The sequence below is a fragment of the Nitrospirillum amazonense genome (assembly GCF_007828035.1).
Taxonomy (GTDB): domain Bacteria; phylum Pseudomonadota; class Alphaproteobacteria; order Azospirillales; family Azospirillaceae; genus Nitrospirillum; species Nitrospirillum amazonense.
Genome location: NZ_VITV01000004.1, coordinates 570,137 through 583,118, shown reverse-complemented (window position 1 = coordinate 583,118; position 12,982 = coordinate 570,137). Strand labels below are relative to the sequence as shown.

At 67.9% G+C, this 12,982-nt stretch carries 12 protein-coding genes and 1 tRNA gene; 7 read left to right on the top strand and 6 right to left on the bottom strand.

Annotated elements, in window-relative coordinates:
• Nucleotides 1-63: 63 nt before the first annotated feature.
• Nucleotides 64-1,197, bottom strand: a complete 1,134-nt coding sequence (locus FBZ87_RS14230) for an asparaginase (RefSeq protein WP_145610929.1) — start codon at nt 1,195-1,197, stop codon at nt 64-66.
• A gap of 92 nt (nt 1,198-1,289) precedes the next feature.
• Here FBZ87_RS14230 and FBZ87_RS14225 point away from each other — a divergent pair, with 92 nt between their 5' ends.
• Both FBZ87_RS14225 and FBZ87_RS29200 read left to right on the top strand, forming a co-directional pair.
• On the top strand, nt 1,290-1,892 hold the full coding sequence (locus FBZ87_RS14225) for a TrmH family RNA methyltransferase (protein ID WP_342780916.1): 603 nt from the start codon (nt 1,290-1,292) through the stop codon (nt 1,890-1,892).
• A 177-nt stretch (nt 1,893-2,069) separates the two neighbouring features.
• The gene (locus FBZ87_RS29200) at nt 2,070-2,489 is read left to right on the top strand and encodes a hypothetical protein (protein WP_186454753.1); all 420 of its coding nucleotides are present in this window, start codon (nt 2,070-2,072) and stop codon (nt 2,487-2,489) included.
• Nucleotides 2,490-2,705: 216 nt separating this feature from the next.
• On the opposite strand, the gene gpt is transcribed toward FBZ87_RS29200, so the two are convergent.
• Complete coding sequence (gpt, locus tag FBZ87_RS14215) at nt 2,706-3,194, bottom strand: xanthine phosphoribosyltransferase (protein ID WP_040845989.1); 489 nt, start codon at nt 3,192-3,194, stop codon at nt 2,706-2,708.
• Nucleotides 3,195-3,429: 235 nt separating this feature from the next.
• Between gpt and FBZ87_RS14210 the strand changes: the two genes are divergently transcribed.
• Together FBZ87_RS14210 and FBZ87_RS14205 are read left to right on the top strand one after the other, a co-directional pair.
• A tRNA-Arg gene (locus FBZ87_RS14210) sits at nt 3,430-3,506 on the top strand.
• Between the two features lie 589 nt (nt 3,507-4,095).
• Nucleotides 4,096-6,003 (top strand): glycosyltransferase family 9 protein, encoded by a 1,908-nt coding sequence (locus tag FBZ87_RS14205; protein WP_145610927.1) that lies wholly within the window; start codon nt 4,096-4,098, stop codon nt 6,001-6,003.
• Here the strand turns inward: FBZ87_RS14205 and FBZ87_RS14200 are convergent.
• Together FBZ87_RS14200 and FBZ87_RS14195 are read right to left on the bottom strand one after the other, a co-directional pair.
• Nucleotides 6,000-7,196 (bottom strand): sulfotransferase family protein, encoded by a 1,197-nt coding sequence (locus tag FBZ87_RS14200; protein WP_145610926.1) that lies wholly within the window; start codon nt 7,194-7,196, stop codon nt 6,000-6,002. The genes FBZ87_RS14205 and FBZ87_RS14200 overlap by 4 nt on opposite strands.
• Nucleotides 7,197-7,284: 88 nt before the next feature.
• Nucleotides 7,285-8,175 carry a LysR family transcriptional regulator gene (locus FBZ87_RS14195; RefSeq protein WP_186454752.1) on the bottom strand — a complete coding sequence of 297 codons (891 nt, stop codon included), beginning with the start codon at nt 8,173-8,175 and terminating at the stop codon, nt 7,285-7,287.
• Nucleotides 8,176-8,282: 107 nt separating this feature from the next.
• Here FBZ87_RS14195 and FBZ87_RS14190 point away from each other — a divergent pair, with 107 nt between their 5' ends.
• From FBZ87_RS14190 to FBZ87_RS14180, 3 genes are read left to right on the top strand one after another with little or no spacing between them, the layout of a single operon-like run.
• Nucleotides 8,283-8,822 carry an ester cyclase gene (locus tag FBZ87_RS14190; RefSeq protein WP_145610925.1) on the top strand — a complete coding sequence of 180 codons (540 nt, stop codon included), beginning with the start codon at nt 8,283-8,285 and terminating at the stop codon, nt 8,820-8,822.
• 15 nt (nt 8,823-8,837) lie between these two features.
• Nucleotides 8,838-9,851, top strand: coding sequence for a polysaccharide deacetylase family protein (locus tag FBZ87_RS14185; protein WP_145610924.1), 1,014 nt, complete (start codon nt 8,838-8,840; stop codon nt 9,849-9,851).
• Between the two features lie 13 nt (nt 9,852-9,864).
• Nucleotides 9,865-10,269, top strand: coding sequence for a VOC family protein (locus FBZ87_RS14180; protein WP_145610923.1), 405 nt, complete (start codon nt 9,865-9,867; stop codon nt 10,267-10,269).
• Between the two features lie 70 nt (nt 10,270-10,339).
• Here FBZ87_RS14180 and FBZ87_RS14175 read toward each other — a convergent pair whose 3' ends face one another.
• Nucleotides 10,340-12,139: a multicopper oxidase domain-containing protein gene (locus tag FBZ87_RS14175; protein ID WP_145610922.1), complete on the bottom strand. Its 1,800-nt coding sequence runs from the start codon at nt 12,137-12,139 to the stop codon at nt 10,340-10,342.
• Between the two features lie 65 nt (nt 12,140-12,204).
• Nucleotides 12,205-12,966: a glutathione S-transferase family protein gene (locus FBZ87_RS14170; RefSeq protein ID WP_145610921.1), complete on the bottom strand. Its 762-nt coding sequence runs from the start codon at nt 12,964-12,966 to the stop codon at nt 12,205-12,207.
• Nucleotides 12,967-12,982 lie beyond the last annotated feature (16 nt).

Here is a 12,982-nt window from a genome sequence, read left to right as displayed (position 1 = left end):
CGGGAACCGCCGCCGGGGGCTACCTCGGCGGCGGTTTTCATTTGTGCATCCATCAGGAAGGGGTCAGCCCGCCGCCACGGCGGTGGGGCGGATTTCGCCGACGGTCTCGCCCTTACGGCTGGTGACCGGGGCGACGGCCAAGGTGGCGACGCCGTCCCACACCGTATCGGGCAGCACGCCCAGGCGCTTCAGCACCGCCGCCATTGCGGGCCCGGCGGCGCGGGGCGCCCCGTCCTCGATCTTCAGGGCGATGCCCAGCCCGTGTTCCGGCAGCACGGCGCAGCACACGCCCTCCGCCCCCGACTTCAGCAGCACGGCCGAGTTGGCGGCGCGCATGACCTCGGTGTCGAAGTTGCCGGTGCCGCCCACCAGCTCGGGATGCTTGCCCCAGGCGCGGCGCAGGCGCATCACCGCCTCCGCCCGCCGATCGGGCAGGCTGTCGGGGTCGGCCAGCCGGGCCATGCCCAGAGCCAGGGCGCCCAGGGGCAGGCCGATGGTGGGGATGGAGCAGCCGTCGACGCCCCAGGGCGCGCGGCTGAGATCATGGCCGGTCACCTGCTCGATGACGCCCAAAATGCGCTGCTGCACCGGGTGCTGGTACCGGACATAGCCCGCCAGCTTCTCTCCTTTATGCTTGGCCACGGCCAGGAAGCCGGTGTGTTTGCCGGAGCAGTTGTTGTGCAGGGCAGTCGGCTTCTGTCCCGCCGCCAGCAGGGCGGCCGCCGTCGGCTCATGCGTCGGCAAGTGGGCGCCGCATTCCAGGTCGTCCACCGACAGGCCCAGCCGGTCCAGCCAGACGGCTACGCGTTCGGTGTGCATGGCCTCCCCCTGATGGGAGGCGCAGGCGAGCGCCAGTTCCTCATCCGTTACGGCATAGGCGTCGGCCGCCCCGCTTTCGATCAAGGGGATGGCCTGCAAGGCCTTGTTGGAGGAGCGGGGATAAACCAACCCATCCACGTCGCCCCAGTGGGCCACCACGCGGGCGCCGGCATCGACCACCACCACCCGGCCACGATGGCGCGATTCCACCATGGACCCGCGCGTCACCTCCACCAGGATGGGCGCATCGGAGCGGTCGGGGATGTCCACCTGGCGCACGGTGGCCTGGCCTTGGGCGCCTTGGGCGGCGGGCTGATGGCCGTGGCCGCCGCAGCAGCCGTCGCCGTGGTGATGATCATGGTCGTCGTGGTCGTGCATGACCAGGCGCTCCGCCCTTGGGGTTCGTTGATGCCCGCGTTCTCCCCCGGCCGGGGCATGACTGCAATCCTGTTTCCCGGGGGGCTGGAACCTTGCCCAAGCGGCTTGCCTTGTGCAAGGTGCGCGGCATGCGTGGATATTTCGCCCTGGGCGCCGAGGGGATCAGCAAGTCGGGCAACATCGGGACCATCATGCGCTCCGGCCATGCGTTCGGGGCGAGCTTTGTGTTCACCGTGAACGCCGCCCTGGACCTGGACGAGATGAACCGGGTCGACACCTCGGGCGGCCAGGACCATGTCCCGCTCTACACCTACCCCAGCGTCTCGGCCATGACCCTGCCGGAAGGCTGCACCCTGGTGGGTGTGGAACTGACGGACGACGCCGTGGACCTGCCCAGCTTCCGCCATCCCCTGCGGGCGGCCTATGTCCTGGGGCCGGAGCGCGGCAGTTTGTCGCCGGCCATGCAGGCGCGCTGCGACCATGTCATCAAGATCCCCATCAAGTTCTGCGTCAACGTGGCCGTGGCCGCCGCCATCGTCATGTACGACCGCATGATCTCGCTGGGCCGTTTCGCCGAGCGGCCGGTGCGCGCCGGCGGCCCGGTCGAGCCCGCACCCACCCATGTTCACGGCCGGCAGAAGATCCGCAACGTGGACAGCAAGCGCATGCGCCCCCTGCTAGGCGGTTGGGAATAAGCGCCCTGGCCGTCTGGGAATAAGTCCCGGGCTTCCCTATATTATCGGTCTCAAGTGGCTTACCCGCCGCCGCCCTCCCGCGACCCGCCCCGGGTCCCGGGCGGCCCTTCCTTCGCGGTCGCGGATTCCTTCACCGTCCGGCCTTACGCGAGGCCGGCATCAGAGGAGACCGATGCCATGCCGACCCGCCTTGTCCACCTCCCAACCGTGACCGCTGCGCTGCTGTCCGGCGCCTTGCTTGCCGCCCCCGCCGGGGCGCAGCAGACCACCACCGCCCAGCCCACCGCCACCACCCAGACGGTGACCGTGCCGGCGCCGGGCCCGCGCCGCGCGGCCGAGACGGCGACGCGGCAGGAAGACATCATCATCACCCCGCGCGCCTACCCCAGCTATGAGGAGGACGACGCCTTCCACCGCGCGGAGTATGAGCGGCTGAATGCTATCTACGGCAAGCCCGTGCCCATCAGCACCCGCGCCGACACCCTGATGGACGTGCCGCTGGGCAAGCTGCCGCAGGACCGCTCGGCCCTGCGCGCCATCATCGCCGACCCGGACACGCCGCACCTGAGCGACGTGGTGGCGCCGGAGAGTAAGTAGCTTCCCTTGCGGGCGCGGGGTTTTTGGTTCGCTTCAGGCGCCAGCGGGCCATCCGGCACTCGGCTGTCCTCGCTGCGCCCTGCGCTGCTCCCTCCGGCGGGCGCGGTCGCGTCCTAGAAAAAGGCAAACTGGGTGGTGCACGCTTCCCTCGAAACGCGAACGGCCCCGCTGGGCGTACCCGGCGGGGCCGTTCGTCTGGCCGGAGACCACACGCGATCAGTCGTTGCGGATCTGCATGTAGGCGATGGGGTTCAGGTCCCAGGGGAAATGGATCCAGGTGTCCTGCGACACCTCGGTGATGAAGGTGTCGACCAGCGGGCGGCCGGCGGGCTTGGCGTAGATGGTGGCGAAATGCGCCTTGGGCATCATGTTGCGCACGATGGCGGCGGTCTTGCCGGTGTCGACCAGATCGTCGACGATCAGCCAGCCCTCGCCCTCACCCTCCACCGCCACCGGCGCCTTCAGGTTCTGGGCGGTGCGTTGGTTCTGGTGGTCGTAGCTGCTGATGCAGATGGTGTCGATCAGGCGGATGTTCAGCTCGCGCGCCAGGATGGCGGCCGGCACCAGGCCGCCGCGGGTGATGGCGACGATGCCCTTCCACGGCCCCTTGTCGCTGATGCGCCAGGCCAGCGCCTTGGCATGACGGTGCAGTTCTTCCCAGGTGACGGGGAAGTTCTTGGCGGTATCGGCGTGATGGGACGACATGGGGGCGGCGCTCCGCGAAACGGTCAAAAATGTTCACAAAGGTGGAGGATTGGGTAGATAGCCCATCCCCGCCGTCTGGACAATGCATCGCGACGCACCGGCGTCCCGCTCCGCTCGCGGGGTGGGGAAGCTCATCGAAAAGAAAATGCAATGGGACCCAAAAAAGCTGTTGCGTCCCCCCCGATCATCCTCTACAAGCACCCACCTCACCGGCCGACACCGGTGAGACGAAAAAGCGCCCGTAGCTCAATTGGATAGAGCACCAGACTACGAATCTGGGGGTTGGAGGTTCGAGTCCTTCCGGGCGCGCCATTCGTCTCAAGTAACGGACGAATAGCCGGATCAGGCCGTTGAGTTTTCCGGCCACTTATCCCAAACGAATTGGCTGTTGTCTCGGTTAAAGTCTTCGCGAATAGCGCGAGGCCGCCGCCTGGCCCTTACCATTTCCTAAAATCCTTTCCAGCCCCTGCCCACGCCGGTCCCGGTGAAGGGCCCACCGCATCGGCTTGATGGGCTCAGGGCTGGCCATGATCTTTTGGCCCGCCGTGGATTCCCCAAGAAAGCCGTCGTTTTGTTTCACCATCTCACCACCTTTGGGAAACCGTGCCAGGATCACCGATTAATGGCCCTACAAAGTCAAAAACAGTTGTAAAATTGCTAATATTATTACTAATTTGATATGCTCAAAGATTATATAATATCTGCTATATTTATTGCAGAGTTGTATGCCTATTACCAATTTAGTAAACGTAAAGCGCGCATTTTGTCGCACTAATTATTGCGACTCTACCACCGGGTAAATACGCTCCCCCTCGTATCAATTCAGCGGTCCGCGAACGGATCCGGCCGGGGGCTAGCCGCCTCCGGACTGACGGGCAGTTGGTCCATGGGGGAATGGGGGTTGACGCATTCTTACGGCGTCGTGTTGCGCGTTGGCCGCCTGGGCTCGCGCGTCGTGCATCACCTGCTGCGCCGCCTTCCAGCCGGCGTGCCGATCACCGTCCTGCGGGCGCCCGGCCACGCGCTGGTTATTCCGGACGAGCGGTGCCGCGTCCTGGAGGGGGACACCGTCGACGCCGCCGGTCTGGCGGCCCTGGCCCAGGACATGGCGGTACCGGCCCTGCTGCTGTGCGGTGACGATGGCCTGATCGCCCTGCCCGCCGCCCTGCCGCCGGTGTCGGCCGTGGTCGGGATCGTCCGCCTGTTGCCCGTGATCGGCCCGCTGTACCGGCTGGACCGGGCCGACCGGCTGGACCGGCCGGAGCATTATTTCGGCCCCGTGCTGCTGCCCGTGGGCGCCCTGTCCGCCTGCATCGGCAGCGCCCCCGTTCCGCTGGACCGCTGGATTGGCCACCATGCCGTGCTACGCGCCGTCACGGCCGGTCTGCCTGTCGCCAATCTGACAGCGGGCGGCTTGGTCCTGCCCTCGCTGGCCCAGGCCAGCGGCGCCGACCAGCACCGGGGCCGGACGGCCGCGCGTGATCTGCTGGCGCTGGCCGGCGACGCCCAGACGGACGCCTTCGCTGTCCTGGATGAGGCACCCGACGACGGTGAAGATCGGATGCGTGCGGCCAAGCGCGCCATCGACGCCGCCCTGTCACGCCTCACCAACCGCCTGGCTGCCGCCCTCGCCCCCTTCATCCCTCCCGACCAGCGGGCCCGTCCCCTGCCGCCGCAAGGCAGGCTGGCCATCCTGAAGCTGGACTCGATCGGCGACAGCGTCCTGCTGACATCCTTCCTGCGCACCCTGCGGCCCTGGTTCGGCGGCGAGATCGGGTTGATGGCGGGGGCCCGCGTGCGCGACCTGGTGACCCGCGACCCGCGCATCGACCGCACGCTGCTGGTGCCGGTGCGGCTGCCCTGGCTCGCCCCCGACGAAGCCACGGCCTGGCTGGAGGCCACCATCGACCAGGCCGTCGCCTTCCTGCAGGGGGTGGACGCCACCATCATCCCCCGCCTGATGCCCGACTATTACCTGGCCAACCATATCGCGGTGCTGGCCGGGGTACCGCGCCGCTATGGCCTGACCAGCCCCCGCATGCCCGACCTCACCCGTTTCAACGCCGCCTTCACCGCCATGATGACGGATGTGGTGACCATTCCCGCCCCCTGCCATGAGGTCGAGGTGATGGGCGCGCTGATGCGGGCGGTCAGCGGCGGCGGGGCGATCCCGACATCATCGGAGCCGCGCTGCGACATCCACCTGGACGAAGTTGACCGCGCCACGGCCTGGACGACGGTGCCGCCCGTGGCCGGCCGGATCCTGGTGGCGCTGGGCCTGGGCGCCTCCACCGGCCGCCGGCGCTGGCCGGTGGATCAGGTGGTCACGGCAGCGCGGACGCTGGCGGGGCGCCACGACCTGATGTTCGCGCTGCTGGGTGGCACGGACGTGGCCAGCGACGCCGCCGCCATTGCGCAGGCCCTGGGCAGCCGTGCGCACAACCTGGCGGGCCGGCTGGACCTGCGCGAATCAGCCGCTGTGCTGGAGCGCGCGGCCCTGTACATCGGCAACGATTCCGGCCTGATGCACATGGCAGCGGCCGTGGCCGTGCCGGTGGTCGAAATCTCCTGCCATCCGCTGACGGCGCCGGACAATCATGAGAACGCGCCCCGCCGCTTCGGGCCTGTGGGCGTGCCGCACCGCATCGTGCGCCCCGCCACCCCCGCCGACCCGGCCTGCGCCCAGGGCTGCGTGTCACGGCACACCGCGCATTGCATAAACGGGGTCAGCCCCGCCGAGGTGGTCGCCGCCGCCGAAATCCTACTTGCGTCCACCACGCTGTCCGCCAGCCTGGTTGAGTACAGCTAGGCGCCGTATTCCATGGCCAAGCGGCGGACGCCGACAGCCAGCCTGCGGTCATCATGGGACAGGCCCAGCGCGGCGGCGCTCACGGCACCCCTGGTGCGGAACACCAGCTCCAGATTCCCGTCGGCCGGTATCTCATTCCGCTCCAGCGCGAAGCTCAACCGCACCCCGTCCTCGCCCGCCGAATCCGACCGCAACATCGCGATCGTCCGCCCGCGGATCTCGACGGCCACCTCGGCCTCATCGGTCCCATGCCGGAAGGCGGGGGCCAGGGCCAGGTCGACCGTGCCCAGCGCCCAGGTGGCGGCGCCGGCCAGGGGATAATCGACGGTAGCCGTCGCCGTGCGCGCCCACATGACCCCTGCACCGCCTGAGATTTCCGGACGAAAGAAGCCATGCGCCACACTGCGGTTCACGCACCCCGACGGGCCGAAGTCGATGGCATAGCCGGAGGGCAAGCCGCTGGTCAGGGGGGCGTAGCCGAACCGTTCCATGAAGTCCCGGCCGGCGATCTCGACGGCCATGACCTGGTCGGCGGTCAGCTTCCTGGCGTATTTGCCCACCTGACCGTCGCCGACATGGTTGGGATGCCAGTGGGACGCCGCGTCGAACTGCAGGCGCGGGTTGTCGTCGCCCATGCGGCCTTCCTGGATGAAGCGGCCGATCCGCCGCGCCACCTCGTCCTTGGCGTGAGCCTGGAAGATCGCATCGGCATCCTGGCCGCTGATTTCCACGCCGACATGGGTGGCGATCTTGGACACGGTGGCCGGCGTCTCCATGAAGTCGTCTTCATAGCGCAGCACCCACGCCGGGCAGTCGGCCACCAGGCGCATCAGATAGCGGGCGCTGTTGCGCACCTCGTCCGCCGCCTCCTGAAAGGAATGGCCGAACCGTTCCATGAGGGAGACGACGGCATCGCGCGGATCGCGGACGGTGACGATGACCGGCGCGCCCGCGAACAGGCAGGTGGCCAGCAGGGCCGCCGACGGCTCGTGCGCCTTCACGAGGACGACGTCGGCGTCCCGAATCTGAAGGATGTTCTCGTGTGTCAGGTCGTTGGCGAAGAAGCGGGCGATGCGGACGCCCGTCGTCTCCAGCGCCGCGTGGATCACGTTGTAGACCCAGGTGGAACCGCTGCCCTGCAAGCCGAACGAGCCGATGAGACGGGGAGGACGGCTGGGCGCGGACGGGGTCATACGGGTCTTCTCGCAAGCCGTGAAATGGGACGGGGCCGGGCGACCTTATCAAGGCCGCCCGGCCCCGTCCTTCGGCCTTACAGCGTACTCATGCCGCCGTCGGAGTCATCCGCCGCAGCCGGTCGGCCAGGAAATCCACGCACAACCGCACCTTGGCCGCGGCGTGGCGGCTATGGGGATAGACGGCGTGCAGTGGGGCGGCCGGCAGCGGCAGATGGGGCAGCACCACCTCCAGCCGGCCGGCGGCGATATCCTCATGCACGTCCCAGATGGATTTCAGCACCAGGCCGGCCCCGCCCCGTGCCCAGGCATGGGCCCGTTCGCCGTCATTGCTGCTGAGAGGGCCGCGCACGCGGACGCTGCGCCCGTCGGCGAAGGTCCATTGGTCGGGTGGCGGGTCGCCGAACAGCAGGCAGTCATGGCCCAGCAGATCCTCCACCCCCTGCGGCCGGCCCCGGCGGTCGAGATAGGACGGGGCGCCACAGATGACCCGTCGGTTGGGCGCCAGCTGCCGGGCGATCAGGCTGCTGTCCGCCAGCGCGCCGAAACGGATGGCGAGGTCGAAACCGGTGTCGATGATGTTGAACAGCGTGTCGGCGGCATGCAGGTGGACCTGCAGGCGGGGGTGCAGCGCCTGGAATTCCTGCAGCAGCGGGGCCAGGTGGCGGCTAAAGGCCACGGTGGAGGTCAGGCGCAGCAGGCCGCTGGCGGTGTGGCGGCCCTTGGTCGCCTCCATCTCCGCCTCCTCCACCTCCGCCAGGATGCGGACGCAACGGGCGTGGTAGGCCGCCCCCTCCTCCGTCAGGGCCAGGGTGCGGGTGGTGCGGTTCAGCAGGCGCACGCCCAGCCGTTCCTCCAGCCCGCTGAGGCGGCGGCTGATGACGGCCAGCGACTGCCCCAGGTCGCGGGCCGCGGCGGACAGGCTGCCCGCCTCAACCACACGGACGAAGGTCGCCATATCGGAAAAGGTGTCGGCCATATTCTTGCATATAACACAACAGACCTTGGAGAGTAAGGTCAATTCTTGCGAACATTCAAAGCGCGTACCGTCAGGTCATCGAATTCACCCCCTGATGGAGCACGCAAATGTCCCCCTCCCTGGTCCGCGGCACCGTCCTGGCCCTGGCGCTGTCCGCAACCGCCCCGGTGGCCTTCGCCGCCGACACCCTGGTCCAGCCCAAGCACCTGACCGTCGACGCCAGCCTGCCCAAGGCGCAGGCCGACGCGGAGATCCTGGCGGCCCGCCGCTACGCCACCTTCTGGTCCACCGGCGACGAGGCCATGGCCCGCGCCGCCTTGGCGCCGGACTTCACCGACCGTACCCTGCCGCCGGGCCGCGCCCAGGGCGTGCCGGGGCCGCTGGCCGCCTCCGCCTTCGTGCGGGCCGCCATCCCCGACCTGACCGCCAGCGCCGAACAGCTGGTGGTGGCCGGTGACCGGGTGACCGTGCACTTCCGTTTCCAAGGCCATTTCACCGGCCATTTCGGTGAGGTGCAGGGCAAGGGCCAGACGGTGGATTTCATCGCCACCGACCTCTACCGCGTCCAGGACGGCCGTATCGCCGAGAACTGGCACATCGAAGACAACCTGACCCTGCTGCGCCAGTTGGGCGCGGTGGCCCAGTAAGAGGAGCAATCGGCCATGACCACAGACATCTTCGCCAGCCGCCGCGGCTTCCTGACCCATGCCGGCGCCGGTGCCGGCCTGCTGGCCGCCGGTATCGCGATGGGCGGCACCACCGCCGGCGCCGCCGAGACCAAGGCCCCGGCCACCAAGCCGGCGCCCCCTAAATTCCCGGGGGCCGGCTTCTGGCCCGGCGACACCCGCCTGGTCATCAGCGTCTCCATGCAGTTCGAAGCCGGCGGCCAGCCACTGAAGGGCACCGACAGCCCCTTCCCCAAGGTGGACTTCCCCGACAGCGTGCCCAGCGACCCCGTCGCCAATACCTGGTTCGCCTACGGCTATCGCGAGGGCGTGCCCCGCATGCTGGACCTGTGGGACAAGCACGGCGTCAAGGTCACCTCGCACATGATCGGCGAGGCGGTGCGCAAGAACCCGGACCTGGCACGCGAGATCGTGAAGCGCGGCCATGAGGCCGCCGGCCACGGCCCGCGCTGGAGTTCCGAATACGCCATGAGCCGGGAGGAGGAGCGGCAGTTCCTGACCGACGCCCGCACCATGGTGGCGGAGGTCACCGGCCAGACGCCCGTGGGCTACAACGCCAACTGGCTGCGCCGTGGGCCCCATACCCTGCCGCTGTTGCAGGAGCTGGGCTATCTCTATCACATCGATGACGTCAGCCGGGATGAGCCCTTCATCGAGCAGGTGAACGGCCATGACTTCGTGGTCGTGCCTTACACCCTGCGCAACAACGACATCGTCCTGATCGAGGGCCGCAACTACACCCCCGCCCAGTTCCTGGAACAGGTCACCCTGGACTTCGACCAGCTGTATGAAGAGGCGGGCCAGCGCCGCCGCATGATGTCCATCAGCGCGCACGACCGCATCAGCGGCACGCCGCAGATGGTGCGGGTGTGGGACAAGTTCCTGACCTATGCCAACAGCCACCCCGGCGTGGCCTTCCTGCGCAAGGATGAGATCGCGCGCTTCGCCGCCGGCAGCCCGTTGACCGTGCGCGAAACCGAAACGATCTGAGGCGGGGGCGGTCATGCATCTCGATCACGCCACCCTGCGCACCGCCGACCTGGAAGGCACCCGGTCCTTCCTGGAGAGGGTGCTGGATCTGAGGCCTGGCTATCGCCCGCCCTTCGACTTCCCTGGGTACTGGCTATACGCCGGGGACGCCCCCATCGTGCACCTGATCCCGGGATCGGGCGCCGCGGTAGGCCGGGCGGGGGAGATGCTGGACCACGTCGCCTTCCGCATGGACGACACCGGAGATAACCAAAATGGGGAGGCCTACTGGGCCATGCGGGCCAAGCTGGAGGGCCTGGCCATCCCCTATTCCACCATGGACCTTCCCGACCTGGGGGAACGGCGCCTGTTCATCCGCACGCCCCCCAGCGCGGGCGGCGGCGCCATCCTTCTGGAACTGGTGTTCCGCGAGGGATAGGCGAACGGCGGGCGCCCCATTCCCCCCAAGGGGCGCCCGTTTCCGCCGCGCGGGCTCAGAAAGCCAGCCCTCAAGGCTGAACGTCGATCACCACCATCAACCCGCCACCACCCCGCGATTCGGTGTTGTTGTTGGTGGTGTGGTGGGGAATATGGCAGTGGATCAGCCATTTCCCCGGCAGGCGCGCCGTCCAGATGACGTCGTAGCGCTGACCGGGCCCCACATTCACGGTGTCCGCCTCATACCGGGCTGCCGGGGGCAGGGTCTGGCCGTCGCGGCCCACCACAAGGAAGGGCCCGCCGTGGATGTGCATGGGGTGGATGAAGCCGGTGTTGGTGCCGATGAAACGCACCTTCAGCGTTTCGCCCACCTTCATATGCACCGTTTCCGTGGCGGGGTAGGATCGGCCGTTGATGGTGAAATAGTTGGGGTGGCCCCCGTCCATGGGCATGGCGGGGAAGGTCAGCCCGTCGCGTCGCAACCATTCCTGCAGCTGGATCACATAGTCATGGTCGGCCGGCACCTCGTCCTTGGGGTCGGCGGGGTCGATGATCAGCGCGCCGTACAGCCCCAGGGCCTGCGTGCGGTCGGGGTTGGCGTGCGGGTGGTAGAAGTAGGTGCCGTGCTGGCCAGCCGTGAATTCGTAGCTGAACCGCCCGCCGGGCGGGATGGGCGGCTGCGTCACCCAGGCTGGCCCATCCATGGCGTTGGGAACCGTCAGGCCGTGCCAATGGACGGTGGTGGGTTCCGGCAGGGCGTTGGTGACGTTGATGCGCACCCGGTCACCCTGCCGGATATGGATGCGCGGCCCGGGGACCTGGCCGTTATAGGCATAGGCGTCAACGGTGACGCCGGGAAGGATGGTCCAGCGGATGACGGACGCGCGCAGGTCGAAGACCTTCACCCCGTCCTCCAGCCGGTAGGGCAACTCACGGTCGCCCATGGTGTCGATACCAAAAGCCACCGTCACCCGGCGCGGATCCACGGCGGCCATGTCGCGCATCGCTTCGGCCGGCGTGTCGCGGTCCATGACCATGCCGGGCGGCATTATGGTCCCACCCACATCGCGCGCCGACACGTCGAGGTTCAGCCAGTTGGCCGGCGCCACCATGCCGATGACCAGCGCCAGCAGCGACACACCACCCAGCGCCGCCACCTGGGAAGCGGTGGCATCTGATTTCATCTCATGATGATGGTGGCTTCCTTCCCGCTGGGTCATCAGCCCATGCTTCATCCCCCGGGCCACCATCCAGACATTGGCGGGATAGGCCGTGACGAACCCCGCGCCGACGCCCAACGCCATGGTGCCCCAGAAGAGCAGTTCCGCCGGTTCCATGGCGCGCATGTCGCGCCCCATCATCAGGAAGCACATGACCGGTGCCATGCCGGCCATCATGAAGTTCATGCTGATGAATTCAGGCAGGAAGCTGCCACGCACGTTCTGCCAATAGCCGCCGCCCATGGCCGACCGCATGAACAGCGACTGGAAGATGAACAGCCCCATGGCGAAGCCGGACAGATATTCCACGATCAGGTCCAGCCACATGGGCAGGCCGAACGCCGCCGTCACCACGGCCGCCAGTACGATGCCGGTGGCGTCCCCCGCCACGCAGTGGATGGTGGAACCGGCCCCCTGTTTCCACAGGGGCCGAATAAAGTCCTCATGCGCGCCAGGCCGGGGTTCCTTGTCGACCAGCACGTACAGCAAAAGGCCGAGGGGTCCGAGATACAGGGTGATGAGGATGAAGCCCCACTTCATCACCGGCGGTTCCGGGTTGCGGCGATATTGGTCGATACCGACATACACGGCCGACGCCAGCGCCAGGACGAACCAGGCGGCCAGGAAATAATCCACCGGCTGAACCAGCATGGGTGCCCTGCTTCCTTGGGGTTATGGAGGCAGGGCCCCAACAGGCGAAGCTGGCGGCGGTTCCCTTACGCCGCCGCCGCGACCGCCGGTTCCCAGGCGAAATCAGGATAGAATTCCGCCATCAGGCGGTCGGTGTAGGCCAGCAGGTTGGGATATTTCAGCACACGGCGGCGCACCTCCGTATCGAAGTAGGGCGTCAACAGGCTGGCCAGCACGCCCAGCGCCATGGCGTCCACCGCTGTGGCCCGCTCCCCCATGAAATAAGGCTGGTCGCCCAGCAGCAGGGACAGGGCGGATAGGGAGCGGTCGCAGAGATCCGCGATCTCCGCATCCGAATGACGCCCGGGACCGGCGGCGCGCACATTGTTGGTCACCCGCTCCAGCACCTGCTGACGCAGGGTTTCCCGCACGGCTTCCGGCACGCGGTTGAAGAACTGGGCCGGGCCCTTGGCGAAGTTCTCTGGAATCAGCCAGCGGCTGTAGACCACGGTCCAGTACAGCTGGTTTTCCAGCAGACGCTCGATGGTCCAGGACAGGGCCCGCTGCTGGGGCGTGAGGCCGGCGTCCAGATCCACGCCGTAGGTCTTCTCGATATGGGCGCGGATGAAGGTGCTGTCGCCCAGCCGCCGCCCCTCATCCTCGATATACGGGATCTGCCCCTTGGGACCCTGGTCGGGCATGCCCTGGGCCTTCACATAGGGCACCCCGGCCATTTTCAGCTGCACCTCCGCCTTGATGCAGAAGGGGCTGGCGTCGGGCAGGCCGAACAGGGCGCCGCCGGTGTAGAGGGAAATCGGCTGGCGGGGGTTGCTCTGGGTGGCGGTCATGGCGGTCTTCCTCGAG

Coding starts and splice junctions, on each gene's coding strand:
- FBZ87_RS29200 (WP_186454753.1), top strand. CDS start 2,070: ATGCCGACCCGCCTTGTCCACCTCCCAACCGTGACCGCTGCGCTGCTG.
- FBZ87_RS14200 (WP_145610926.1), bottom strand. CDS start 7,196: ATGACCCCGTCCGCGCCCAGCCGTCCTCCCCGTCTCATCGGCTCGTTC.
- FBZ87_RS14185 (WP_145610924.1), top strand. CDS start 8,838: ATGACCACAGACATCTTCGCCAGCCGCCGCGGCTTCCTGACCCATGCC.
- gpt (WP_040845989.1), bottom strand. CDS start 3,194: ATGTCGTCCCATCACGCCGATACCGCCAAGAACTTCCCCGTCACCTGG.
- FBZ87_RS14230 (WP_145610929.1), bottom strand. CDS start 1,197: ATGCACGACCACGACGACCATGATCATCACCACGGCGACGGCTGCTGC.
- FBZ87_RS14170 (WP_145610921.1), bottom strand. CDS start 12,966: ATGACCGCCACCCAGAGCAACCCCCGCCAGCCGATTTCCCTCTACACC.
- FBZ87_RS14180 (WP_145610923.1), top strand. CDS start 9,865: ATGCATCTCGATCACGCCACCCTGCGCACCGCCGACCTGGAAGGCACC.
- FBZ87_RS14175 (WP_145610922.1), bottom strand. CDS start 12,139: ATGCTGGTTCAGCCGGTGGATTATTTCCTGGCCGCCTGGTTCGTCCTG.
- FBZ87_RS14190 (WP_145610925.1), top strand. CDS start 8,283: ATGTCCCCCTCCCTGGTCCGCGGCACCGTCCTGGCCCTGGCGCTGTCC.
- FBZ87_RS14195 (WP_186454752.1), bottom strand. CDS start 8,175: ATGGCCGACACCTTTTCCGATATGGCGACCTTCGTCCGTGTGGTTGAG.